General features: G+C 64.6%; 28 protein-coding genes and 1 pseudogene. 15 read left to right on the top strand and 14 right to left on the bottom strand.

From position 1 onward, the window contains the following. Positions 1 to 16 precede the first annotated feature (16 nt). The 6 genes from CRO07_RS17030 to CRO07_RS17005 all read right to left on the bottom strand — a co-directional run bounded on the left by CRO07_RS17030 (position 17) and on the right by CRO07_RS17005 (position 4,135). Complete coding sequence (locus CRO07_RS17030) at positions 17 to 535, bottom strand: hypothetical protein (protein WP_097031831.1); 519 nt, start codon at positions 533 to 535, stop codon at positions 17 to 19. Beyond that, positions 535 to 927: a hypothetical protein gene (locus tag CRO07_RS17025; RefSeq protein ID WP_204840049.1), complete on the bottom strand. Its 393-nt coding sequence runs from the start codon at positions 925 to 927 to the stop codon at positions 535 to 537. Before CRO07_RS17025 ends, CRO07_RS17030 begins: the two co-directional genes overlap by 1 nt. Further along, positions 927 to 1,283, bottom strand: coding sequence for a hypothetical protein (locus CRO07_RS17020; protein WP_097031830.1), 357 nt, complete (start codon positions 1,281 to 1,283; stop codon positions 927 to 929). The genes CRO07_RS17025 and CRO07_RS17020 overlap by 1 nt, the downstream gene beginning before the upstream one ends. 13 nt (positions 1,284 to 1,296) lie before the next feature. Continuing rightward, a complete protein-coding gene (locus CRO07_RS17015; RefSeq protein ID WP_097031829.1) occupies positions 1,297 to 1,890 on the bottom strand; it encodes a sigma factor in 594 nt (197 codons plus the stop codon). A gap of 108 nt (positions 1,891 to 1,998) precedes the next feature. Next, complete coding sequence (locus CRO07_RS17010; protein ID WP_097031828.1) at positions 1,999 to 2,928, bottom strand: helix-turn-helix domain-containing protein; 930 nt, start codon at positions 2,926 to 2,928, stop codon at positions 1,999 to 2,001. Then, complete coding sequence (locus tag CRO07_RS17005) at positions 2,897 to 4,135, bottom strand: hypothetical protein (RefSeq protein WP_097031827.1); 1,239 nt, start codon at positions 4,133 to 4,135, stop codon at positions 2,897 to 2,899. The genes CRO07_RS17010 and CRO07_RS17005 overlap by 32 nt, the downstream gene beginning before the upstream one ends. 160 nt (positions 4,136 to 4,295) lie before the next feature. On the opposite strand from CRO07_RS17005, the gene CRO07_RS18975 reads away from it, so the two are divergent. The 8 genes from CRO07_RS18975 (at position 4,296) to CRO07_RS16965 (ending at position 12,983) form a co-directional block, all read left to right on the top strand. Further along, the gene (locus tag CRO07_RS18975) at positions 4,296 to 4,499 is read left to right on the top strand and encodes a hypothetical protein (RefSeq protein ID WP_097031826.1); all 204 of its coding nucleotides are present in this window, start codon (positions 4,296 to 4,298) and stop codon (positions 4,497 to 4,499) included. Further along, entirely contained in the window at positions 4,496 to 4,951 is a 456-nt protein-coding gene (locus tag CRO07_RS16995; protein WP_097031825.1) for a DUF2924 domain-containing protein, read from the top strand. The genes CRO07_RS18975 and CRO07_RS16995 overlap by 4 nt, the downstream gene beginning before the upstream one ends. Further along, on the top strand, positions 4,948 to 6,258 hold the full coding sequence (locus CRO07_RS16990; protein ID WP_097031824.1) for a recombinase family protein: 1,311 nt from the start codon (positions 4,948 to 4,950) through the stop codon (positions 6,256 to 6,258). The genes CRO07_RS16995 and CRO07_RS16990 overlap by 4 nt, the downstream gene beginning before the upstream one ends. Then, the gene (locus tag CRO07_RS16985) at positions 6,255 to 6,665 is read left to right on the top strand and encodes a hypothetical protein (RefSeq protein WP_097031823.1); all 411 of its coding nucleotides are present in this window, start codon (positions 6,255 to 6,257) and stop codon (positions 6,663 to 6,665) included. The genes CRO07_RS16990 and CRO07_RS16985 overlap by 4 nt, the downstream gene beginning before the upstream one ends. 57 nt (positions 6,666 to 6,722) lie before the next feature. Next, a complete protein-coding gene (locus CRO07_RS16980) occupies positions 6,723 to 7,238 on the top strand; it encodes a DUF488 domain-containing protein (protein ID WP_097031822.1) in 516 nt (171 codons plus the stop codon). A 178-nt stretch (positions 7,239 to 7,416) separates the two neighbouring features. Continuing rightward, complete coding sequence (locus CRO07_RS16975) at positions 7,417 to 7,941, top strand: hypothetical protein (RefSeq protein ID WP_235841088.1); 525 nt, start codon at positions 7,417 to 7,419, stop codon at positions 7,939 to 7,941. 326 nt (positions 7,942 to 8,267) lie between these two features. Beyond that, the gene (locus tag CRO07_RS16970) at positions 8,268 to 10,394 is read left to right on the top strand and encodes a site-specific DNA-methyltransferase (protein ID WP_097031820.1); all 2,127 of its coding nucleotides are present in this window, start codon (positions 8,268 to 8,270) and stop codon (positions 10,392 to 10,394) included. Positions 10,395 to 10,397: 3 nt separating this feature from the next. After that, the gene (locus CRO07_RS16965) at positions 10,398 to 12,983 is read left to right on the top strand and encodes a DEAD/DEAH box helicase (RefSeq protein WP_097031819.1); all 2,586 of its coding nucleotides are present in this window, start codon (positions 10,398 to 10,400) and stop codon (positions 12,981 to 12,983) included. A 474-nt stretch (positions 12,984 to 13,457) separates the two neighbouring features. Here CRO07_RS16965 and CRO07_RS16960 read toward each other — a convergent pair whose 3' ends face one another. Both CRO07_RS16960 and CRO07_RS16955 read right to left on the bottom strand, forming a co-directional pair. Further along, positions 13,458 to 13,799, bottom strand: coding sequence for a YnfA family protein (locus CRO07_RS16960; RefSeq protein ID WP_021096163.1), 342 nt, complete (start codon positions 13,797 to 13,799; stop codon positions 13,458 to 13,460). Then, positions 13,796 to 14,236 carry a MerR family transcriptional regulator gene (locus CRO07_RS16955; protein ID WP_097031818.1) on the bottom strand — a complete coding sequence of 147 codons (441 nt, stop codon included), beginning with the start codon at positions 14,234 to 14,236 and terminating at the stop codon, positions 13,796 to 13,798. The genes CRO07_RS16960 and CRO07_RS16955 overlap by 4 nt, the downstream gene beginning before the upstream one ends. 87 nt (positions 14,237 to 14,323) lie before the next feature. Here CRO07_RS16955 and CRO07_RS16950 point away from each other — a divergent pair, with 87 nt between their 5' ends. The 4 genes and pseudogenes from CRO07_RS16950 to CRO07_RS16935 all read left to right on the top strand — a co-directional run. After that, a complete protein-coding gene (locus tag CRO07_RS16950) occupies positions 14,324 to 14,605 on the top strand; it encodes a heavy-metal-associated domain-containing protein (RefSeq protein WP_097031817.1) in 282 nt (93 codons plus the stop codon). Then, complete coding sequence (locus CRO07_RS16945) at positions 14,535 to 15,068, top strand: tyrosine-type recombinase/integrase (protein ID WP_097031816.1); 534 nt, start codon at positions 14,535 to 14,537, stop codon at positions 15,066 to 15,068. The genes CRO07_RS16950 and CRO07_RS16945 overlap by 71 nt, the downstream gene beginning before the upstream one ends. Beyond that, positions 15,065 to 16,054, top strand: a complete 990-nt coding sequence (locus tag CRO07_RS16940; RefSeq protein ID WP_097031815.1) for a tyrosine-type recombinase/integrase — start codon at positions 15,065 to 15,067, stop codon at positions 16,052 to 16,054. Before CRO07_RS16945 ends, CRO07_RS16940 begins: the two co-directional genes overlap by 4 nt. Positions 16,055 to 16,163: 109 nt before the next feature. Then, positions 16,164 to 16,277: pseudogene (locus CRO07_RS16935) on the top strand (DUF3489 domain-containing protein); the annotation flags it as partial. A gap of 48 nt (positions 16,278 to 16,325) precedes the next feature. Here the strand turns inward: CRO07_RS16935 and CRO07_RS16930 are convergent. Together CRO07_RS16930 and CRO07_RS16925 are read right to left on the bottom strand one after the other, a co-directional pair. Then, on the bottom strand, positions 16,326 to 16,523 hold the full coding sequence (locus CRO07_RS16930) for a hypothetical protein (RefSeq protein ID WP_013654497.1): 198 nt from the start codon (positions 16,521 to 16,523) through the stop codon (positions 16,326 to 16,328). Positions 16,524 to 16,567: 44 nt separating this feature from the next. After that, positions 16,568 to 16,783, bottom strand: coding sequence for a DUF7220 family protein (locus CRO07_RS16925; protein ID WP_013654496.1), 216 nt, complete (start codon positions 16,781 to 16,783; stop codon positions 16,568 to 16,570). Positions 16,784 to 17,152: 369 nt separating this feature from the next. Here CRO07_RS16925 and CRO07_RS16915 point away from each other — a divergent pair, with 369 nt between their 5' ends. Together CRO07_RS16915 and CRO07_RS16910 are read left to right on the top strand one after the other, a co-directional pair. Next, positions 17,153 to 17,533 carry an antitoxin Xre/MbcA/ParS toxin-binding domain-containing protein gene (locus tag CRO07_RS16915; protein WP_097031814.1) on the top strand — a complete coding sequence of 127 codons (381 nt, stop codon included), beginning with the start codon at positions 17,153 to 17,155 and terminating at the stop codon, positions 17,531 to 17,533. Further along, positions 17,493 to 18,269 (top strand): RES family NAD+ phosphorylase, encoded by a 777-nt coding sequence (locus CRO07_RS16910; protein WP_097031813.1) that lies wholly within the window; start codon positions 17,493 to 17,495, stop codon positions 18,267 to 18,269. Before CRO07_RS16915 ends, CRO07_RS16910 begins: the two co-directional genes overlap by 41 nt. Before the next feature lie 7 nt (positions 18,270 to 18,276). Here the strand turns inward: CRO07_RS16910 and CRO07_RS16905 are convergent, their stop codons facing one another. The 4 genes from CRO07_RS16905 to CRO07_RS16890 are packed head-to-tail and all read right to left on the bottom strand — an operon-like array spanning position 18,277 to position 20,963. After that, the gene (locus CRO07_RS16905) at positions 18,277 to 19,290 is read right to left on the bottom strand and encodes a major capsid protein (protein ID WP_097031812.1); all 1,014 of its coding nucleotides are present in this window, start codon (positions 19,288 to 19,290) and stop codon (positions 18,277 to 18,279) included. Positions 19,291 to 19,314: 24 nt separating this feature from the next. Beyond that, positions 19,315 to 19,686 (bottom strand): head decoration protein, encoded by a 372-nt coding sequence (locus tag CRO07_RS16900; protein WP_097031811.1) that lies wholly within the window; start codon positions 19,684 to 19,686, stop codon positions 19,315 to 19,317. A 6-nt stretch (positions 19,687 to 19,692) separates the two neighbouring features. Continuing rightward, positions 19,693 to 20,397, bottom strand: coding sequence for an ATP-dependent Clp protease proteolytic subunit (locus CRO07_RS16895; RefSeq protein ID WP_235841089.1), 705 nt, complete (start codon positions 20,395 to 20,397; stop codon positions 19,693 to 19,695). Then, a complete protein-coding gene (locus CRO07_RS16890; protein ID WP_456236511.1) occupies positions 20,376 to 20,963 on the bottom strand; it encodes a DUF7146 domain-containing protein in 588 nt (195 codons plus the stop codon). The genes CRO07_RS16895 and CRO07_RS16890 overlap by 22 nt, the downstream gene beginning before the upstream one ends. On the opposite strand from CRO07_RS16890, the gene CRO07_RS16885 reads away from it, so the two are divergent. Continuing rightward, on the top strand, positions 20,962 to 21,517 hold a 556-nt coding region (locus CRO07_RS16885; RefSeq protein WP_235841086.1), incomplete at its 3' end, for a recombinase family protein. The genes CRO07_RS16890 and CRO07_RS16885 overlap by 2 nt on opposite strands.

Raw genomic sequence — 21,517 nt, 5'->3', positions numbered from 1 at the left:
GTCCCGCCGCCGCGCGTCACCGGTCTCGGGTCTCGAGCCGGAACACGGGTTTGCCGGTGGTCTCGGACCGGGCGGCTGCGAAGCCTTCGCGCATGGCGTCGGGCCAGGCCCCGAAGCGGCGTTCGGGCACGCGATAGGCGATCTCGAGATACTGGGTCGGGTCGTCGCCGGCCTCTCGGATCCGGGTTGCCATCGCGGCCAGCCGGTCCTGATCCCACGTGACCTTCTTCGGCAGGTCCGCGATGACCACCACACCCGCATCCTCGATCCGGACCGTGCCCGAGGTCTTGCCCTGCGCAGACCGCTCGGCCTCGGTCGCGGAGCCATAACGCTGCGCCAGTGCCGCCTCGAAACGGTCCTTCAGGCGCTTGACCCGCGCGGTCTCGGCCGCTGCTTCTTCCTGCAGCGCAAGAAGCAGCGCCGGCGGCATGTCGGCGATTTCGCCGATGGACCGCCGGTCGAGGTCGTCGAACTTCGGCATGTTTCCGTCGCGCCCCTCGGTCGGCGCATCGGTGCTGGGGAAAGGCATGGCCATTAGCGCCCCTCCCGTTTCAGGGCCGCATCCACGGCGCGGTCCGTGCCGACAGCCCCGGCTTCGCGAGCCAGACGGTGCAGCTTCTCCAGCGCCGAGGATCGCTGGATGGCCGCAGAGAGTTCGGCATTCGCGGCGACGATGGCGATGGCGATATCGTCGACACTCGCGGTCTCGACAGGCAGCGGATCGGTGGCATCGCCGGGACGCCAGGCGGCGGGGATCACCTCCGGCAGATCCTCAAGGCTGCGGAAGGCCTTGCGCAGGCGCGCAAGCGGGCCGTTGATCTCGATCATGTCGGTTTCTCCATTGAGGAATGGGGCCGAATTTCCGGCCAGAAGGAAGTAGAGGGACGGCGGCAGCCGATCCCCGATCCAGGCAAGCGTGGCGCGCATCAGGCGGCCTCCTCTGTCGCGATGAGTTGGGAGAACGGGATCGGCGCATGGCGCGGCTTGGTCCGCGCGATGGCCAGATAGGCAAAGCGGTCGGGGCCGACCCGGACCTGCACCAGATGCACCAGCGCCGCCTCGAAGGCGCGGTGGGCGGCACTGGCCAGCGCCCCGAGCCTGCGGCGCTCCGGTTCAGGCATGGTGGAAATCACCGCCGTGGTGTCGATTCCGAGAAACCCGCGATGATACTCGAGGCGGTCGCCCGGCATGGCCTGGCCGATCCAAGCGCAGAACTCGATGTCGGTGAGCTGCCGGGCCTTTGCGGGCGTGAATTCGTTGAGGGGCATGACGATCATCTCCATGTCGGTCCTCTACTCACGCTGCTTTCGAACCGTCCCACTCCGCCCCGAACCCGCGCATGGCGAGGTCAAGCCGCAGGCGGGCGATGTGGCGGTAGAGGGCGGAACGGGAGGTGCCGGTGCGTTCGACGATCTCCGCGACAGCGCATGTGCCAAGCGCCGCGCAAAGCCCGCGCGCCTCCTCGGACAGGCCGCCCAGCACCCGGGCGAGATCGTGAACTGTGTCGGCGTCGTCCGTCGCAGAGCGGTCCTGCCCATGCCAGGCGGCCAGACCATCGGCCTCCGCAAGCAGGCAGCCCAGCGGCTCGGTCGCGCCGGAAACGGGGGCATCGAACGAAAGCACCGTGCCGCCCTGCATCCTGCGCTGACGGTGATGACGGATGGCGATCCGCGAGGACTGGTTGCGCAGGACAATGTTGGCGAAAGCACCGATGCTGCCACGGCGCGCGTCGAAGCCGGGCAGCCGGCAGATCAGGTCCACCAGCAGGTCCTGACGGAGATCGTCGAGATCGGCCGAGGGCAGCATCAGTTTGTGATGCAGGCGGCGCGCGGCAATGGCCGCTTCGTCGATCAGTGTGGCAAGGTCGTCGGGGGAAATCGGCGGAAACATTCGGAAGCACCTCGGAACATGTTGCTGTTGTTCCGAATGTGCCGCTCAGCCCGCTGCTGCCGGTGTGATTGCCGTGTGTTTGTTATGTGCGGATTGTGTGTGACGGCCTCAGGGTTCGATGACCACTTCGGCGGGGGCAAGGCCGAGCCGATAGCCGCGCGCCCGAACCGTCGCGACCAGCGATTTCGCCTGCGCCTCGGGCATGCCGGAGGAGATAAGCGCGTTGCGCAGGTCGCGGGCGATTTCATTGGCGGGACGGCCGGTCTGCCTCTCGATATCCTGCTTTTTCAGGACTGGATCACGCTTGACGGATTGCTCGATCAGCAGACGAAACAGCGCGAACATCTGAGTCGGCAGGTCGAGCCGACGGCCGTCGAGAGTGACCGATTGCGCCGAAAGGTTCATGACGAGTCGCGGAACTGAAGATGGCGGATCAAGGACGAGGCGGTCCATGCCATCCGACCCTGCTTTGAAAACCGCCGCAATTTCGTGGGGCTCGACCCCAACTTCTCGCAACCTGACAGCGATTGCCGCGGAAAGGTCGTGGACGATTGCCATGATCGGCTTCGGCCCCACGGCCGCCCTGATCGCCATCACCGCGCCCGGCGCAACCAGATTGTCGGCATCGATTGACAGGACCACGGCATGGCCGGACGGGGTCTCCCCCAAAAGCCAGACGCCGTCCGCAATTCGGGTGACCGCGCCGCCAAGATCACCGCTGGCAGCAATCCGGGCCACAAGCCGGTCAGTGTCGACCGAAAAGCGGCTCAGATCGTCCTTCAGGAGGATCACGTCTTCGGACTGATCGTGCGGGCAGCAGGCCCGGAATGCATCACCCAACTGTTCGACGGGGCGCGCATCAAGCCCGCAGTCGCACTCGGCGCAGACCGACCAGGTATCGGCCTTCCGTTCCTCGATCAGCACCTGCGCTCGCAAGAGGCGCTCGACTTCGCTTGCGGGAAAGCGGCCCAACGCCCGGCCCGAGATCGCGACCCGGGCGCCGCCCTCACTCAGCCGCGTCCACAACCATGCCAGCATCGCGGTCCTTCTCGAGCCCATTGCGCTGCACCAGCGTGTGGATCGCCTTTTCAAACCGCGTCCGTCGGAAGGCGAGCGTGCCCGGCGGCTTCAGCCGCACCGTGACCTGTGCAGGCCGCTTTGCGCCTGTTTCGAAGGCGACCCGGAAGGTGATCTCTCCCAACCGCCAGCCCCGACCGAACCGCACCTCGCTGCCCCGGAAATGGGTCAGCGCGCCGCCGGATGCGTCCTTCGACTCCCAACTGCGCACATGACGCCAGCGCTGATCCTCTTCATCCCGCTCGAATAGGTCAGCAGCGGCGGCAACGATCCGAACCTCCTTGATGGTCTCGTCATAGCGATGCTGGAACGCGAAATCGGGCCCGGCATCGCTGATCGGATCGAGCGTATAAAGATCGCGGGCGTCCCGCCCCGAGAAGAAGCCCGGCCGCCTCAGGATATGCCGGGCGAAAAGCTCGGAGATCTCGCCTTGCTGCGCCTTGACCACGCCGCCCACGAACAGGCGCCCTTCGACCGGGGAGTACCGCAGCACCGCATATTTGACCGCCCGAAGGGTAATGATCTCTTCGCGATCCCCGGTGACCACCGGCGTTGTGGTGACTTGCGCGCCGTGGCTGATCACCAGGTTGATTTCGCCATCTTCCTCATAGGGCCCTAGGCGGCAATATTGACCCTGCAGGTCCTGCGAAAACAGATTGATCACCGCTGCCTTGAAAGCCTCGGTCATTTCTTCGGTCAGGTCCGCACCCACGTCCCGCTCTGGCCCGCGGAACTCTGCAGGCGATGTCGGCGCACGCAGCGCATGAAAGTCGGCTGCAGCCTCGAAAACGCGGTGGTGCAGCAGGTAGGTGTGGAGCGCGACGTGTTTGGGATCATGGCGAATGGGCGCGGATTCGGCGTCGTCAGGGTCGGGCTCGGGATAGAGAACCACGCCACGACGCCGGGCTTCGTTCAGAATAAGCTGCATGCCCTCGCTGGTTCCAAGCTCGGCAACGCGATGCAAATCGGCGACCATTCCGGCGTTCCAGCCTGCAACGGTTCCTTCGAAATGCGCCGCCAGAGCTGCCCGAATGGTTGCGGCCTCTCCCTCGAATGCCACAGGCAGTTCATCCTCGCCGAAGTGCCGAACGAACAAAACCCGCATCAGGGCCGGATCAATGGTTTTGAGAAACTTCGGATTAACAAATTTCTTGAGATCGGAACCCACGGGAATACCTCGCAAACGGCCGGCCTGTTCTGATTATGTTCTAAACGATGGATCAACCATGAGTCGAGTCCGGCCTTTCGCATAACCGCCATCTTTCCCTGCGGGACGTTTTTCGGATCGGCTGAGTAGAGGCAGGGCAAGCCAACACGGACTTGCTCGCATGAAACGCCCCAATCCACTGCCACCCGATCAGATGACGCCCGCCGAACGCCGCGCCGAGTTGTGCGGGCTGCTCGCCCTCGGTCTGGTCCGCCTGATGCAGCGCGATCGGGACGAACCTTCTGACGATGCTGGAGAAATTCGCCTACACTATCCGGCCGACCGATGCCGTCATGCAACCCCGAACCCAACGGAGACCGCATGACGACTCAAGATCCCATCCCCGCGCGCCTGGCCGCGCTGAAGACCGCCAGCACGCCCGACTTGAAGCAGCAGTGGCGCGACCTGTTCGACAGCGAACCGCCGCCGTTCAACCGGCGCTACCTCGAATCCCGCCTGGCCTACCGGATCCAGGAACTCGCCTATGGCGGGCTCAAGCCCGAGACCGTCCGGCGGCTGGAACGGCTGGGCGAAGAACTGGACGGCGGCGACAAGAAGAAGCGCGGAATGCGCCTCGACCGCGACCGCCCCATCACGGGCACGCGCCTCTTGCGCGAATGGCAGGGCGTCGAATACATCGTCACAGTCACCGCTGACGGCTTCGAGTGGCAGGGGCGCCCCTACAAGTCGCTGTCCGCCATTGCGCGCGCCATCACCGGCACCCGCTGGAATGGCTGGGTGTTCTTCGGCCTCAAGAACTACAGGGGGCGGACATGACGAAGCCCGTGGTCCGCAAGTTGCGCTGCGCGGTCTACACCCGCAAATCCTCCGAGGAAGGTTTGGAGCAGGAGTTCAACAGCCTGCACGCCCAGCGAGAGGCCTGCGAGGCGTACATCGCCAGCCAGCGGTCCGAGGGCTGGGTGCTGGTCCGCGATCACTATGACGACGGCGGCATCTCCGGCGGCACGTTGGAACGCCCCGGCCTGAAGCGGTTGATGGCCGACATCGAGGACGGACTGGTCGACGTGGTGGTGGTCTACAAGATTGACCGCCTCAGCCGCTCGCTCGCCGACTTCGCCAAGCTGGTCGAGGTGTTCGACCGGAATGGCGTGACCTTCGTCTCGGTGACGCAGTCGTTCAACACCACCACGTCCATGGGGCGGCTGACGCTGAACATCCTGCTCAGCTTCGCCCAGTTCGAGCGCGAGGTGACGGCCGAGCGCATTCGCGACAAGGTCGCCGCCAGCCGGAAGAAGGGAATGTGGATGGGCGGGGTGCCGCCCTGCGGCTACCGTGTCGAGAACCGGAAGCTGGTGGTCGACGAAGAGCACGCTGCGCATGTGCGCTGGATCTTCGCCCGCTTTCTCGAGATCGGGTCCTGCACGGAACTGGCGCGGGAGGTCGGCACGCGCGGCATCCGGACGCCGCGCGGCAACCGGATCGACAAGAAGTACCTCTACCGGATACTTGCGAACCGGGCATACCTTGGCGAGTCGGTCCACAAGGGCGACAGCTATCCCGGCGAACATGACGCGATCATCGACCGCGAGACTTGGGACAAGGTTCACGCCATCCTGCAGGAAAGCCCCCGCAAGCGCGCCGCCCGGACTCGCGCCGACACGCCCGCGCTGCTGAAGGGGCTGCTGTTTGGGCCCGATGGCGCAGCCTTCTCGCCGACCCACACCCGCAAGGGCGGGCGTTTGTATCGCTACTATGTCAGCCAGACGGTGCTGAAGCATGGTGCCGGATCCTGCTCGGTCGGCCGCGTGCCCGCAGGTGAGATCGAGGCTGCCGTGATCGACCAGTTGCGCGCCGTGTTCCGCCAGCCCGAGATCGTGGCGGGCACATGGAAGACAGCGCGCGCGCAGGATGGCGGGATTACCGAGGTCGACGCCCGCGAGACGCTGACCCGGCTCGATCCGCTGTGGGACGAGCTGTTCCCGGCCGAGCAGGCGCGCATCGTGGCGCTGCTGGTTGAACGGGTCGACATCGATACGGACGGCCTGAATGTCCGGCTCCGCGTCGACGGGCTCAGCAGCCTCACTCGCGAGATGCTGGCCGGAAACATCGGAAAAGCGGCATGAGCCGGGCCAAGTCTATCCTCGACACGATGACCATCCATGTCTCGTTCCGCGTCGTGAAGCGCGGGGGGCGCAAGGAGATGCAGTTGCCAGAGGGCGCCGCACAAGCACGGAAGCCAGACAACACGTTGATCAAGGCGCTGGCGCGTGCCTTTCGCTGGAAGCGCCTGCTTGAGACAGGGGAATTCGCCACCATTGCCGAACTGGCCGAACACGAAGGCATTGCCGCCCCATATCTGACCCGAACGATGCGGCTCGCCCAGCTTGCCCCGGATGTCGTGGAAGCGATCCTGGACGGGCGCCAGCCGCGCCACCTGACGCTCGAAGCATTGCGGCAGCCTTTGCCGGAGGCCTGGGATGCGCAGAAGCGGATGCTCGCGGTCGATCAGGGCTGCTTAAATCCCGAGTGAATCAAGGGATTCCCGTCCGAACCGTCACATGCTACGGTTCCAGAAAATGAGGCAGGCATGAGCGTTGTATTCACGGTAGGCTACGAAGGCACGGACATTGATCGGTTCGTCCGCACACTGAAGGCGGTCGGGGTCGAAAAGTTGGCCGATGTGCGCGCTGTTGCCGTGTCACGCAAGGCCGGTTTCTCCAAGACCAAGCTGGCATCGCGGCTGGCCGAGGAAGGCATCGAGTATTCGCATTTCATCGCGCTGGGTGATCCCAAGCCAGGGCGTGAAGCCGCTCGGGCCGGAGAATTCGACCGCTTTAGGGCCATCTATGGCGCGCACATCGAAACATCAGCTGCACAGGAATCGCTGCGGGATTTGGTAGATTTCGTGCAGTCTGCACCAACCTGTCTGCTTTGTTTCGAGCGTGATCCGGAGACCTGCCACAGGACGATTGTCGCGCAAGAAGTGATTGAAGAGACGGGCTTCGAAGTGTTCAATCTGTTTGCCGATGATCCGGAGCGCTATGTCCGTCACGCTTCAAAGTTGCCGCGTTTCAATCCTGGTGAAGGCCTTACCGCAGCGTAGCGCCACTCACGGAGAAACTGTCTGCTGCGCCGGAGTAACCCCGGGCGGCGAATTCAAGCGTCTTTTTCCGATTCGTTTTCGGCATCTCTCTGATGATGCCGCATTTGGCCGTTGGGATTGGGTTGACTTCAAGTATCGCCCTCCGACCAGTGATCGCCGAAAGGAAAGCTGCCACGTCATGGAGGACAGTATCCTCGTGAACGGCTGCATGCCGCCCAAGGATCGACCCTCTTTCCTGAATCGGCTCGTCTCCGGATCAGTCAAGGCGGCCGAGGCCAATGGCCAGTCGCTCGCCTTAATCCGCCCTCGCAACACGCAGTTCTATTTCAAGAAGAAAAAGCCGGATGAACTGGAGGAAGAGCGCCGCACCTATGCGGAAGCGGCCCGTCAGGGTTCCTTCTTTGATGAACAGTTGAAGGCGCTGGAGCCCAGCCCGTACGAATTTCGCTTCAAGTTCGAGGATGATGCTGGGCCGCACGACTACGCCAATGGCGATTGGGAGGCGCACGCGATGTACTTCAATGGCCGCAGGCGCGAAGGATCGGAGCAGGCAGCGCTCGACTGGATGAGCAAGAAGTTCAACGAGGAATACCCCCGAAAGGGCATGCTGTTCTGCGTCGGCAACATGGCCAAGCGACCGCAAACCTGGCAGCTGCTCGGCGTGCTTCGGGTGGACGACACGGGCCAGCCCGCCCTGTTCTGAACATTGGCGCCGCGCTTCCCATCCTGCACGCATGGAAACAGGCCAGCCCTTGCGCCAGACATGGTCCATTCGGCTTGCGCCAGCGCGATGTCGCGGTTTAGTCTGCACCGGTAAACGGCGGTACTGTCAGCTCAATTTCCCGGGCGTCCGGCATGGCCGCCGCCGACCTGACAGGACCTGCAATTGATGACAGCCGCGACAGCGATACCCCGATCCATAACACCCGCTCGGGCGCAGCACACCATGGGCGGCGACGTCCAGCCCCTGGCACATGCAGGGGGGCGCCCCCGCGTTGCTGGGTTGAAGGCAGTGGGTAAGGGTGGGTCATGTCGCGACTGACGGATCTGATCGCGCGGGCCAGGGCCAGGGACAGCGCGCTGGGGGATGAACTGGAGCGCGAGTTCAAGGCACTGGCGTCGCGCCGCGCCTTTGGTCTGAACTTCGAAAGGCATCGGCCGGAAAGCGTGGAGCTGCCAGGGCGACCTGTGCGGCGGGGCGACAAGGTGCGCGTGCTGCCGCCGCGGGGCAAGACACAGCGCGGGGATCAGCGGCTGTGGCGGGTGACGCGCATCGAGGGTGACGGCGAGGCGCGGATGGCGCAGATCACGCTCATCGACGCCGAGACGCCCGAGACGGCCGACGTGGCGGTTGCCGATCTGGTGGTGGTCGCCGAGTTCCGCGACTTCATCTATCCCGGTCTTGTCAGCACGGGGAGCGTGTCGCGCGGGGGCGACAAGCCGTTTCACACGGTGATCAACGGCGAGAACTTCCATGTGCTTGAGGCGCTGACCTACACCCACCGCGGCAAGATCGACGCCATCTATATCGACCCGCCCTACAATACCGGGGCGAGGGACTGGAAATACAACAACGATTACGTCGAATCAGAAGACCTGTACCGCCACTCGAAATGGCTAGCGTTCATCGAAAGGCGGCTCATGGTCTCACGTGAGCTTTTGAAGCCGAAATCTTCTACGCTAATCGTTACAATTGATGAAAAGGAATATTTGAGGCTTGGACTGCTTTTGGAGCAGATTTTCCCTGAAGCTACAATTCAGATGATCAGCTCCGTGATTAATCCGAAGGGTTCTGCGCGCTCAGGGCGTTTCAGCCGCGTCGACGAGTACATCTATTTTGTCTTCTTGGGAGCGGCTGCAGTCGCCCCATGGCGTTCTGACATGCTTAGAGAGGTGGAGGGCGAGGGCCGGAAAGTTCGTTGGGCTGGACTAATGCGAAACGGCGAGGGAAGCCGGCGACAGCGTATTCCTTCGATGTTCTTTCCAATCTTCATTGATGCGAAGACTGGCGCTTATCACTCTACTGGCGAACCTCCACCTGCGGAAGTGCAGCCCGAAGATGTCCCGTGCCCTCCGGGCACGTTAGCAATCTGGCCGATCGATCAGAGTGGGCAAGAACTGATGTGGCGCCTTAGCCCGCCGTCGTTTCGAGAGTACCTAAAGATTGGACATGCCAAGTTCGGAAAACGCGACAAAGTGACTGGGCAACGGTCTGTCTCTTACCTGCAGACCGGGATACGCCAAATGATCGAGAGCGGGGAAGTGGTCGCTGTCGGACGAGACGCAGAAGGTGCCCTTGAGCTGGAATTTGCTGATGCATTTGGCACGCGCAACCCGGCAACGATCTGGAATCTTGTGGCGCACAGCGCGTCTGAGCATGGTGCCGGTCTACTCAAGTCCTTGGTTCCAGGCCGACGCTTTCCTTACCCGAAGTCGGTTTATGCAGTTGAGGATTGTTTGCGATTTGTGCTTGGGAAAAACCCTGACGCCGTTGTCCTCGACTTCTTCTCCGGCTCCGGTACCACCGCCCACGCCGTCATGCGGCTGAACCGCCAGGACGGCGGGCGGCGGCAGTGCATCTCGGTGACCAACAACGAGGTGGCGGCCGACGAGCAGGCGGCCCTGCGCAAGGCGGGCCTGCGTCCGGGTGACCCGGACTGGGAAAAGTGGGGCATCTGCGACTACATCACCAAGCCGCGGATCGCCGCCGCCATCACCGGCAAGACGCCGGAGGGCAAGGACATAGAAGGCGACTACAAGTTCACCGACGAATTCCCGATGGCCGAGGGGTTCGAGGAGAACGCCGAGTTCTTCACTCTGACCTACGAGTCCCACGTCGCCGTCGGTGCGAACTTCGCTTTCCAGCGCATCGCCCCCCTGCTGTGGATGCGGGCAGGGTCGGAAGGGCGCCGGATCGACGACCTGCCAGAGGGTGGTTGGGCTCTGGCCGATACCTATGGGCTGCTGGTCGACCTGGACCGCGCGGGCGCCTTCTGCGACGCCGTGGCCGCGCAAGGCGGGCTCCGCGTCGCCTATGTGGTGACCGACGACGACCGCCGTTTCCAGGCGGTGGCCCGCGCGCTGCCGGACGGGGTCGAGCCGGTACGGCTCTACGAGTCCTACCTTTCCAATTTCCGCTTTTCGATGGGCCGCTGAGCCATGAAGTTTACCCTCAAGGACTATCAGGAAGAGGCCGTCGGCAAGGTTCTGGTGAACCTCAAGAAGGCGTCGAAGCGCTGGCGCGAGGATGGCGACAAGCACGCCTTCTCGCTGACGGCGACCACGGGCGCGGGCAAGACCGTGATGGCGGCGGCTGTGTTCGAGGCGCTGTTCCACGGTGACGACAACTACGACATCGAGCCCGATCCGGGCGCTGTGGTGATCTGGTTCAGCGACGACCCCTCGCTGAACGAACAGTCGCGGTACCGGTTGCTCGAAGCATCAGACCGGCTGTCGATCTCGGACCTGGTGGTTGTGCAGAACACCTTTCAGCGCGAGGCGCTGGAGCCGGGCAAGATCTATTTCCTGAACACGCAGAAGCTGAGCAAATCGAGCCTTCTCGTGCGCGGTCGCGATCAGGACGAAGACGCCGACACGGATGCGCCGCCGCTGCCGATGCCGGACAGCCGTTCCTGGACGATCTGGGACACGATCCAGAACACGATCGATGATCCGGCCCTGACGCTTTACCTCGTGCTGGACGAGGCGCATCGCGGCATGCGCGCGAGCACAGGCGCGGGCGAGAAGACCACCATCGTCAAGCGGCTGATCAACGGTTCGGGATCCGTGCCAGGCATCCCGGTGGTCTGGGGCATCTCCGCTACGGTCGAGCGGTTCAACGCGGCCATGTCCGACATGCAGGGACGCGCAACGCTGCCCAACGTCGTCGTGGATTCGGGAAAGGTGCAGGCATCGGGTCTGCTCAAGGACACCATCATCCTCGACGTGCCGAAGGAGGCCGGGCAATTCGATACCGTGCTGGTGCGGCGTGGCACCGACAAGCTGAAGGAAATCTCTGCCGCATGGGCAGCATATGGCGCACAGCAGAGCGATGCCGGTGTGGTGCTGCCGCTAATGGTGCTACAGGTGCCGAATGCGCCGGATCACAATGACATCGGCAAGGCTCTGGACACGATCTTCACCCAGTGGCCGGAGTTGCCCGAAGATGCGGTGGCGCACGTCTTTGGCGAACACTCGACCCAGACCTTCGGACGCCACAGCGTGCCCTACATCTCACCCGAACGGGTGCAGGACTCGACATGGGTCCGGGTTCTGATCGCGAAGGACGCCATCAGTACGGGTTGGGACTGCCCACGCGCCGAAGTCATGGTCTCGTTCCGGCCTGCACGGGACAAGACGCACATCACGCAACTTCTCGGGCGGATGGTGCGCACTCCGCTTGCGCGCCGGATCCCGGGCAATGACCGATTGAACTCGGTGGACTGCCTTCTGCCGTTCTTCGACGAGGCATCGGTCAAGGATGTCGCCAAGGCGCTGATGTCAGGCGGGGATGGAGGCGACGATCTCCCCGGCCGCCGCGTGCTGATCAATCCAGTGGAACTGAAGCCTAACCCGGCAATCCCCGAGGGTGTCTGGGACAAGCTGCTTGCACTTCCGTCACAGACACTGCCGAAGCGGCATGCGCGCCCTGTAAAGCGGCTGACTTCTCTCGCACACGAGTTGGCGGTCGATGGCCTGCTGCCAGATGCGGGGAAGCTGGCCCATTCAGAAATGCACAAAGTGCTGAACGGCATCCGCGCGCGCTACAAGACCGAAATTGAGGCCGCCCGAAAATCTGTCATGACAGTCGAGGGCAAGAGCCTGAAAGCCGACCTGAAGGGCGGCGCGATGACCTTCGACGACTTTCTGGAAGAGGCTGACTACGCCGTCATCGAGGACGCCTACCGCCGTGCCGGTCGGGCGATCAGCCCCGATCTTGCAACGACATACAGCGATTACCTCGCTCGGAACGAAGGCAAAACCGACGACATGGAAACGGCGCTCATGGAGGCGCATGTCAGTATCGCAGCCTTGGGCCTGGTCCCACAGGTTCGTGAAATGCTCGAGGCTGAAGCCGAGAAGCTCGCCAATCAGTGGCTCACCCGGTTCCGCGTCGAGATCAAGGATCTGTCCGACGAACGCCAGGACGTCTATCGCCAGATCAGAGAGATGAGCGCCAATCCGATGGATGTGGACCTCGCTCGCCCGACATCATGGATGCAGGCGACCACAATCCGCGAGGCGAACGGCACCGAAACACCCCTCCCGACCTTCGAGAGACATCTTCTCTGTGATGAGCAGGGCCTGTTCCCCGAGGATTTCAATTCCTGGGAGGGCGAAGTGGTCCGAGCTGAGCTTGGGCGTTCAGGCACCGTCGCATGGTATCGTAACCCGTCGCGCGCCAGCCAGGACTCGCTTGGGATCATCTATGATGATGGCGGGGAGCCGAAGATCGTGCGGCCAGACTTCGTGTTTTTCGGTCAACAAGGCGACGGCACATTCACGGCAGACATCGTTGATCCGCACGGCATCCAGTTCGGTGATGCCATCCCAAAGTTGAAGGGCCTTGCCCAGTATGCAGAACGCTTCGGCGACCAGTATAGACGGATAGATGCGGTCGCGAAGATCGGCGATACATTCAGGGTCCTTGACCTGAAGGAAGCGGCAACGCGTGCAGCAGTCTTGGCTGCCACATCCATCAAAGCGCTATATGAGGGGGCGCATGCGTCGGACTACTTGGTCTGAGCCGTTCTTTTTTCGATTTGAGCGGCGCGCGGCAGGCGTGTGCCATTCCAAAGGTTAAGTGTCAGCGCGGGCGCAATATATCACAAAAACGGACACTTACACGGCATAACCGGAAAGTGTCCGGTTAACAGGTCCGGAGAATATCGGCCCGGAGAGAACGCGTGCGCGCCCGTTGGGGCGTTGGCCGGTTAACAGCCCCTCCCGCATAACCCTCGAAAACAACGGAAAAATCCAGCCACAGCCGGATCGGGAGAACGCTTTCGCGGGGGCAAGTGGCGGAGGGGACGGGCCTGGAATCCAACCTTCTCCAGTCTAACCTATTGATTTTAATATACTTATGCATCGCTTCCCCGGCTGCACTTCTGGCGCATCCGCGACCGACCTACGTCGCGAAGACGACAATCATCTAGTGGCACTATCTTCGGCTGTTCCAGCGTGACACACCGCCTTGACGATCTTCGGTCGAGCGCCTGACTAGCTCCCCATCGCCCTTGGACCGAACAGGATGACCGCCGCGCCGAAGAGGCAGATCGCCCCGCCTGTCAGGTCCCAGGCGTCCGGCCGCTGCTTTTCGACCATCCAGAGCCAGAGGAGCGATGCGGCGATGTAGACCCCGCCGTAGGCCGCATAGGCGCGCCCGGCGAAGTCGGATGGGGCAAGCGCGAGCAGCCATGCGAAGGCGGCGAGGCTCGCCACTCCGGGGACAAGCCAGATGGCGCTCGCCCCCTGCCGCATCCAGGCCCAGACCGCGAAGCAGCCCGCGATCTCGGCCAAGGCGGCACCGGCATAGATGGCGAGTGTGCCGGGTGCGGTCACGGACTGTCCTCGCTCTCCGGATGGCGGTGGTCGGTGGAGCAGAGGGAATGGTCGCCCAGCACCTCGATCACCCGGCAATCGGCAATCTTGCCGCCCGCGCATTGCACGACCATCCGCTCCAGTTCGGCCTTCAGCGCCGTCAGCCGCGCGAGGCGGCGCTCCACCTCCGCAAGCTGCGCGCGCGCGATAGCGTCGGCTGCGACGCAAGGCTGTTCGGGATTGTCCGAGAGGCTGAGAAGGTCACGGATCGCCTCGAGCGTGAAGCCGAGGTCCCGTGCGTGGCGGATGAACGCAAGCCGTTCCAACGCCTTGCGTCCGTAGAGCCGCTGGTTGCCGGCGCTGCGCCCGGCCTCGGGCAGAAGCCCGATCTGTTCGTAGTAGCGGATGGTCGGAACCTTCACTCCGGCCTGCGCCCCGAGTTTTCCGATGGTCAGCATCAGATTCCCCTTGAAGCTATAGTTGCTAGAGACATTAGCTTCCCGACTCGATGAAGACAATCGCCCCGCTGGGGCCGAGGATTGACGATGGCCGAAGCACGAAACGAAACCGCCTGCGACTGGACCGTGAGGGGCATGGATTGCGGATCCTGCGCCACCAAGATCAAGGATGCGGTGTCGCGCCTGCCGGGAGTGAGCGGTGTCGAGGTCGCCATCATGTCGGAACGTCTCCGTCTGACCCTCGACGAGGCGCAAACCGGGCGGGACAGGATCGAGAGCGCCGTTCGTGCGCTCGGCTATGAGATCGCGCCACGGGCAGCATCGGCGAGGAAGGACTTTGTGCTGCCCGCGACGCCGACGGCAGGGTGACTTTGACGCGGGCAGCGGCATGGTGACGATCCGCCACGGCAAATTCGACAAGGCCCGCGCCTTGCCGCTGCACCCGACCACTGTCGCGGCCTTGCAGGACTACCTGCGCCGCGACGACCGGCCCCGGCCTGCGGGCATGACGCCCCTGCTGATCAGTTCGCGGGGCAAACGGCTGCGCTATGGAACCGTGCACGGGGTCTTCCACAAGCTCTTGCAGCATTGCGGGATTGCCCCGCGTTCGGCGGCATGCCGACCGCGGATCCACGATCTGCGGCACAGCTTCGCCGTCAGCACCATCGCGGGCGACTACAGGACGGGCGCCCCCGGCTCCCGCCTTGCGATCCTGTCTACCTATCTGGGTCACACCGAACCCGGCAATACTTACTGGTACCTGTCGGGCGCGCCTGAACTCATGGGGCTGGCCGGCGAAAGGCTCGAGCGTCATCTGGCGGGTGACGCATGAGCGCGCTTGCCCCAACCTTGCAGGCGTTCTTCACCGACCGTCTCCTCCGCCAGCGCCAGGTCAGCCCGAACACGGTCCAATCCTATCGTGATACTCTGCGGCTCTTGCTGGCCTTCGCATCGGAGCGGCTCGGCAAGGCACCGGGCAGGCTGGATATCGACGATCTCGACGCGCCCATGATCGGCGCCTTCCTCGACCATCTCGAGACGGACCGGAAGAACGGTGTGCGCACCCGCAATGCCCGACTGGCAGCGATCCGGTCCCTGTTCCGCTATGCCGCCCTGCGCCATCCCGAACATGCCGCCACCATCGAACGTGTTCTCGCCATCCCGGCGAAACGCTTCGAACGACGGCTGGTCACATACCTGACCGAAGTGGAGATCGAGGCGTTGCTGGCCGCGCCGGACCGGACGACCTGGACCGGGCGACGCGACACTGCGCTCTTCGGACTCGCCGTCCAGACCGGCCTGCGCGCCTCCGAACTGATCGGGCTTACCTCGGCCGATGTCCATCTCGGGGCCGGTGCGCATCTCAGTTGCACCGGCAAGGGGCGAAAACAGCGGATCACGCCGCTGACCTCGGGCACCGTCGCCCTCCTGCGCGCCTGGCTCGCCGAACGCGCCGGTGGGCCCGCGCACCCGCTGTTCCCGACCCGGACCGGGCGTGCACTCAGCCGCGATGCCCTTGAACACCGGCTGTCCGGATATGTCGCGGACGCCTCCGCACAATGCCCAGCCCTCGAGCGGAAGAGGGTGACGATGCATGTGCTGCGACATTCCGCTGCGATGCGCCTGCTGCAGGCCGGTATCGACACCTCGGTGATCGCGCTCTGGCTCGGTCACGAACAGATCGAGACAACCCAGATCTACCTGCACGCGGACCTGCAGATCAAGGAAAGGGCCCTGGAAAGGACAGCCCCGATAACGACCAAACCCGGCCGCTTCCGGCCGACCGACAAACTCCTAGCCTTCCTCGAAGCCCTGTGATTATGCCGACCCCAACACAGCGGTCCCCACCAAAAACAGGGGCTTACCGACCTACATCGGCATAATCCGGGCATCGGCATAATGCGACTTATGCCGAGGTCGGCATAAGTCGCACACCGTGCGGGGCGCGATGGCCGGGGCCCTTAAGAAGAAGCTCGGGCTCGAGGTGACATCCGAGAAAGTCGAGGGGCGCGGACGGGTCTACAGGCTTCCGGCAGCCTGACTCCGTGAGACGATTGCTACGCCGCCGCCCCGACCGGGCGGCGGTTTCTCATTGCCACGAAAGCAGATCTCGGGCGGCGGCCTGCAGGATATCCTGTGCCATGCGCGGCTCGCAGGTGTAGATGCCGCCCGGTTCAGGTTCGCCGACATGTTCCGCAAACCAGTCCCGTCCCTCGTCCGAAATCGGACGCAGGATAACGATGGTCCCGTGATCGTTGATCTCGATATGTTGCCAGCCTTCGGACATGCGCCAAGGCTACCAGCGGGATGGCCGATCTGCCAGCGGCCGCATCAGACCCGCCGCAGCCGCTCGAACAGCCGCCGCAGGACGTAGGACCGTGCGATGCTCACCACGGTGAACACCGCGCCCATCTTGAGGTTCTGCGCCAGCGTCGTGTGCAGCCCGAAGACCGGGAAGATCAGGATCTGCGTGATGACAGCGATGCCGTAACCGACGATCACATTGGCGACCGCTTCGACCAGCGACATGAGGCGCGACTGTTTCATGTCGGTGCCTCATCCTTCGGCCAACAGTTCAGCTGCCAGAGTTCTGAGCGCATGCGCCGCAACCAGGGGGACCACACCGTTGCCACAGAGGCGAAGCCGGTCCACCCGATGGGCCAGCCCATCAGCGCCTCGACGAACAGCGGGTTCAAGGTCTGGCGCGGCTCGGAGGTATCGCGCCCAGCCATCGGCGTCACCAGGACCGGTCAGGATGCCCACACCGGCGCACCGCCATCGGCGATGTAGACCGCGTCCCGGCCGATGTTCGGATCGGCGAAGAGCGCCGCAAGCGCGACAGAGAGGGCATCCGGCATGTTTCCTCTTTCCTCAGAAAGGAAGTGATACTATGTTTTCCTCAGACAGGAGAAAGTCATGCCCCTTTCCCATCAGATCGCCCGAAACCCCGAGGCTGGTGCCGTGCTGACCAAGGCCGCGCTGCGGGCGGCAGACCGGCTTGGCCTGTCGGGCCGACAACTGGCCGACATCGTCGGCGTCTCCGAGGCGACCGTCTCGCGCTGGAAACGGGGCGACAGCCTGCTCGAGCCGGGCTCGAAGCCCTTCGAGCTTGCTGCCCTTCTTGTGCGGACCTTCCGCTCGCTCGACGCGATCACCGGGGGCGACGAGGCGGTGGCGCGGCGGTGGCTGGCCGCCCCGAACACCGCGCTCGCGGCGCGGCCCGTGGAGCGGATGACGCAGGTGCAGGGGCTTGTCGATGTCACGACCTATCTGGACGCAAGACGCGCTCCGCTCTGAGGCGCGGCCCTACGCGGGCCCGGCATGGCGGTTCGTCGAGGCCCAGCATCGGGTCTCGACCCTGAAGCTTGTCGACAGCCTCGCCGAACAGGCGGCCCTCGAGGAGATCCTCGAGGCCACGAAGCCGCCCCTGCCGGAGGACTGCCGCGCGCTCGATTATCTGCTGGCCACGCCCTTCCGGTATCGCCCCTATCCGGCGGGATCGCGGTTCCGCCGGGCGGGACCGACACCGGGCGTCTGGTACGGGGCCGAGGCGCCCGAGACGGCGGCGGCCGAAATGGTGTTCTACCGCTTCCTGTTCTACGCCGAGAGCCCGGAGACGCCCTTTCCCGACGATGCGGCCGAATACACCGCCTTCTCGGCGGAGGTCGCAACGCCCGTGGCGGTCGACCTGACGGCCGGGGCACTGGCCACCGATCAAGCTGTCTGGACCCACCTCACAGAATACGCGGCCTGCCAGGATCTGGCCGAGGAGGCCCGCGCGATCGGTGCAGAGGTGATCCGCTACGCCTCTGTCCGCGATCCTGCCCGGGGTGCGAACCTTGCCGTGCTGGCCTGCCGGGCCTTTGCCGCCCCACAGCCGGTCGAGCGTCAGACATGGCGCATCCGGATCGGCCCCACCGGCGCGCAGGCGCTGCGCGAGCATCCGCGCCTCGGGATCGAGTTCCCGAAGGACAGCTTCGCCCCGGATCCACGCCTTGCCTGCATGGTCTGGGACCGCCCCCGCGCCCGGTAGGCCGTCATCACGTCCGCCGCGCCGAACGCAGCACCTGCGGGCGGGTGCAGATCGGCAGCGGATTGCTCTCGATCTCGAGCCGCACCCATTCGTCGCGATCCCGGTCCGGGATCATTCGCGCATAGAGCGGCAGGCCGAGCGTGTTCACCGTCTCGAAGGTGTCGGCCGGAGCGAAGTAGATCTCGAAGAGGCCCTCGACCCCCTCAGGATAGAAGTAGGCCTTGTCCGTCGGCACGCCGAAGCCGAGGCCGCCCCGGTAGCGGCGGAAGGTGATGCCACCGAAGCTGACCTCTTCGCCCACGCGGCCCCGAAGGTCGGCGGCGGCGGCGGTGTTGAGATAGGTCTCGCGCACCTCCTTGTGGGCGACCAGATCGGCGAAGAAGGCCGAGCCGCATTCGGCGCGCAGCTGGACCTGACCGGCCGCCAGCCCGCCAAGGCTGTCCTCGACGCCTTCGATCAGCGCCTGGCAGCGCTTCCGCAGCGCCCCGGAGGCCGGGGTCGCATTGTCGAGGTCGAAGTCGACCTCGGTGGCGGGCGTGATGCCGAACTCCGTGAAGTAGTTGACCACCGTCGCCCCGTCCTTCGGGTCCTTCACCACGCCCTGAATGCCGTTGAAGAGGTGGAATTCGAAGGTGGCCTCGGCGTCGTTCCGGAGCCTCCCGAGCTTGCGGGCCACCTCGGTCTGCACCTGCTGGGTTGCGGTTTCCGATCCGTGGTCGCGGATGCCCTGAATCTCGGAGGCCCAGAGCACGTCCTGCTTCTTGAACTGGCGCACGACGAAGGCGCGCATCTCGCGGCGTTCCGGCACCTGGCTCTCGTAGGCCGAGCCGCGTTCGGAGAAGGGGATCAGCTGCAGCGTGCCGTCCCGGCTCTCGATCACGACAGTGCGCGCACGCACGCCGCGGGGCCCGAAGAGGCTCGCGCCCGACAGGATCGCGGGCTTGAAGGGGATGTTCTCCAGCGCGCGGGTCAGTTCGATGATCGAGAAGGCATCGCCTTCGAAGATGTCCATGGTCGCCATGGGGATGTCCTTTCGATGAAGAGTTCAGCGCAGCAGGATGCCAAGCGCGGCCAGCGCCGCGGTGGCGGCGGCGATCTGCGGTTCCGTCGCGCCCGTGGGCCAGATGAGGTCATTGCGGTTGACGATGGCCGGACCGCGCAGGACCACGACGGCAGCGGCATCGGCGGCCGTTGCGTCAGCGTGGCCCCACAGGATCCCGGCGGCGTTCTGGCTGCCGTTCGACGCGGCGGGGGCAAGCTGGGTGAATTTTCCGCCCGTGGTAATCTTGCCCAGCACCATGCCGGGATCGAGCTTGCCCGCGCCGGAGGTGAGGGTGACGGTCTCACGGGTATAGTCGCGAGACGCTTCCCAGACTAGGAAGCCGCCTGCATGTCTGCCTTCGGTCAGCGTGGTCATTGAGGATCATCCTTTCAGCTTGAAGGTGCGGGCGATCACGTCGCCCCAGGGACGGGCGGTGGGAGTGGGCCCGGGTTGCGGGTGATGGGGGCTGATCTGCGCCTCCGCCTCCGCCCTCGCGGCAAGAAGGCTGCTGCGCACCGCATCGAGGTTGGCGTCCTCTTCGAGGAAGCGCCCGGCCATCTGCGGCTGTCCCGCAAGGCGACAGAGGTCTACCACGGCACGGGCATGGGCGATGGCGTCACGCCGGATGGCGGTTGGATCGATGCCGGTCACCACAGGGTCGGGACACGGCGGTGTGCCCGGCTCAGGCTCGGGTTCAACCGGGACCGCAGGAGCTTCGTCGCCTATGGCGTCTTCGCCGGTCTTATTGTCGTCCTGATCGCTCTCGGAAGCCGGAGCGGCGATGGCTTCTGCCAGCGCGGGTGGCGCGTTGCGGAACCGCGCGACATCGAAGCTGGCTGCAATCCGCACCGGCTCGATCATGCGGGTGGCAAGCCCCGCCTCGAGGGCCGCTTCCGCATCGAACCAGGTCTCGGCCGCCATCAGCGCCGCGATTTCCTCTTCGGTGCGTCCGGACCTTGCCGCATAGCCTCGGACCATGCCGCCGGCGATCTTGTCCATGGTGTCGGCCATCTCGCGCATGTCGGCGGCGGTGCCCATGACCAGCCCCGAAGGGTCGTGGATCATCAGAAAGGCATTCGCGGGCATGACGATCTCGTCACCCGCCATGGCAACATAGGAGCCTGACGACCGGCATCGCCAGCATCGGCATAGATTGTGACCCGTGTCGTGCCCTCGGGCCAGCGAAAGCGCGCGAGGCCATCCGCGGACAGTGCCGCCCAGACGGCGGTGTCGAACAGGGCATGCGCTGCGAGGGCAGTCTCGATGCCCTCCGCAATACCAAGGTGGCCGCCCGCAGGCATGGCGAACAGGCGCACGGCTGCTTCGGCAACCGAACCCAGCATCTTCTTTCCACCCGGGCCCTTGGCGCTGCCGTCGTCCATGAGGAAGGTCCTGTGGATGCCCGGCGCGCGGGTGCCGTCCGCCAGTCGAGGCAATGCGATCAGCCCGGGCCACCCGCGCCGGGTGTCAAAATCCGGCAGGTCGGGATGGAACAGCAGATCCGGGCAGCCCGGGTCCGTAAGGCCGCGCGCATGCAGGTAGGCTTCGCCCAAGGTTCCGGCGAGCGGCTGGGCGCCATCGACCAGTCGCGAAACCTCCGTTGAATGGTCGGGCTTCGGGCGCGGCGTGGATCGGGGCGCTGGGCGATCCATGCCTGCAATCCGCGCCGCTTCGTCGAAAAGCGCGCCATCGGTCAAGGTCGCTGCTAGCCGCAAGAAGGGCATGTGGATGGGCGGGGTTCCGCCCTTCGGCTACCGGGTGGAAAACCGAAAGCTGCTGGTTGACGAAACTGCCGCTGCGCATGTGCGGTGGATTTTCGCCCGCTTCATCGAGATCGGATCCTGCACGGTTCTGGCTCGCGAGGTCTGCGCGCGGGGCCTCGGCACGCCGCGCGGCAACCGGATCGACAAAAAGTACCTCTACCGGATGCTTTCGAACCGCGCCTACCTCGGCGAGGCGGTGCACAAGGGCGACAGCTACCCCGGCGAGCATGACGCCATCATCGATCCCGAGATTTGGGACCGCGTCCATACGATCCTGCAGGAGAGCCCGCGCAAGCGCGCCGCGCGCACCCGCGCCGAAACGCCCGCGCTGCTGAAGGGGCTGCTGTTTGGGCCCGATGGCGCAGCCTTCTCGCCGACCCACACCCGCAAGGGCGGGCGTTTGTATCGCTACTATGTCAGCCAGACGGTGCTGAAGCATGGCG

It is taken from the genome of Cereibacter ovatus (assembly GCF_900207575.1).
GTDB lineage: Bacteria > Pseudomonadota > Alphaproteobacteria > Rhodobacterales > Rhodobacteraceae > Cereibacter_A > Cereibacter_A ovatus.
Note: the sequence above shows the minus strand (reverse complement) of the source record. Positions and strands in the feature narration are given on the sequence as shown.

Bases quoted from the DNA above. Each gene is read 5' to 3' on its own strand.
- CRO07_RS17030 (WP_097031831.1), bottom strand. From the start codon at position 535: ATGGCCATGCCTTTCCCCAGCACCGATGCGCCGACCGAGGGGCGCGAC.
- CRO07_RS17025 (WP_204840049.1), bottom strand. From the start codon at position 927: ATGCGCGCCACGCTTGCCTGGATCGGGGATCGGCTGCCGCCGTCCCTC.
- CRO07_RS17020 (WP_097031830.1), bottom strand. From the start codon at position 1,283: ATGGAGATGATCGTCATGCCCCTCAACGAATTCACGCCCGCAAAGGCC.
- CRO07_RS17015 (WP_097031829.1), bottom strand. From the start codon at position 1,890: ATGTTTCCGCCGATTTCCCCCGACGACCTTGCCACACTGATCGACGAA.
- CRO07_RS17010 (WP_097031828.1), bottom strand. From the start codon at position 2,928: ATGCTGGCATGGTTGTGGACGCGGCTGAGTGAGGGCGGCGCCCGGGTC.
- CRO07_RS18975 (WP_097031826.1), top strand. From the start codon at position 4,296: ATGAAACGCCCCAATCCACTGCCACCCGATCAGATGACGCCCGCCGAA.
- CRO07_RS16995 (WP_097031825.1), top strand. From the start codon at position 4,496: ATGACGACTCAAGATCCCATCCCCGCGCGCCTGGCCGCGCTGAAGACC.
- CRO07_RS16990 (WP_097031824.1), top strand. From the start codon at position 4,948: ATGACGAAGCCCGTGGTCCGCAAGTTGCGCTGCGCGGTCTACACCCGC.
- CRO07_RS16985 (WP_097031823.1), top strand. From the start codon at position 6,255: ATGAGCCGGGCCAAGTCTATCCTCGACACGATGACCATCCATGTCTCG.
- CRO07_RS16980 (WP_097031822.1), top strand. From the start codon at position 6,723: ATGAGCGTTGTATTCACGGTAGGCTACGAAGGCACGGACATTGATCGG.
- CRO07_RS16975 (WP_235841088.1), top strand. From the start codon at position 7,417: ATGGAGGACAGTATCCTCGTGAACGGCTGCATGCCGCCCAAGGATCGA.
- CRO07_RS16970 (WP_097031820.1), top strand. From the start codon at position 8,268: ATGTCGCGACTGACGGATCTGATCGCGCGGGCCAGGGCCAGGGACAGC.
- CRO07_RS16965 (WP_097031819.1), top strand. From the start codon at position 10,398: ATGAAGTTTACCCTCAAGGACTATCAGGAAGAGGCCGTCGGCAAGGTT.
- CRO07_RS16955 (WP_097031818.1), bottom strand. From the start codon at position 14,236: ATGCTGACCATCGGAAAACTCGGGGCGCAGGCCGGAGTGAAGGTTCCG.
- CRO07_RS16950 (WP_097031817.1), top strand. From the start codon at position 14,324: ATGGCCGAAGCACGAAACGAAACCGCCTGCGACTGGACCGTGAGGGGC.
- CRO07_RS16945 (WP_097031816.1), top strand. From the start codon at position 14,535: ATGAGATCGCGCCACGGGCAGCATCGGCGAGGAAGGACTTTGTGCTGC.
- CRO07_RS16940 (WP_097031815.1), top strand. From the start codon at position 15,065: ATGAGCGCGCTTGCCCCAACCTTGCAGGCGTTCTTCACCGACCGTCTC.
- CRO07_RS16930 (WP_013654497.1), bottom strand. From the start codon at position 16,523: ATGTCCGAAGGCTGGCAACATATCGAGATCAACGATCACGGGACCATC.
- CRO07_RS16925 (WP_013654496.1), bottom strand. From the start codon at position 16,783: ATGAAACAGTCGCGCCTCATGTCGCTGGTCGAAGCGGTCGCCAATGTG.
- CRO07_RS16915 (WP_097031814.1), top strand. From the start codon at position 17,153: ATGCCCCTTTCCCATCAGATCGCCCGAAACCCCGAGGCTGGTGCCGTG.
- CRO07_RS16910 (WP_097031813.1), top strand. From the start codon at position 17,493: ATGTCACGACCTATCTGGACGCAAGACGCGCTCCGCTCTGAGGCGCGG.
- CRO07_RS16905 (WP_097031812.1), bottom strand. From the start codon at position 19,290: ATGGCGACCATGGACATCTTCGAAGGCGATGCCTTCTCGATCATCGAA.
- CRO07_RS16900 (WP_097031811.1), bottom strand. From the start codon at position 19,686: ATGACCACGCTGACCGAAGGCAGACATGCAGGCGGCTTCCTAGTCTGG.
- CRO07_RS16895 (WP_235841089.1), bottom strand. From the start codon at position 20,397: ATGCCCGCGAATGCCTTTCTGATGATCCACGACCCTTCGGGGCTGGTC.
- CRO07_RS16890 (WP_456236511.1), bottom strand. From the start codon at position 20,963: ATGGATCGCCCAGCGCCCCGATCCACGCCGCGCCCGAAGCCCGACCAT.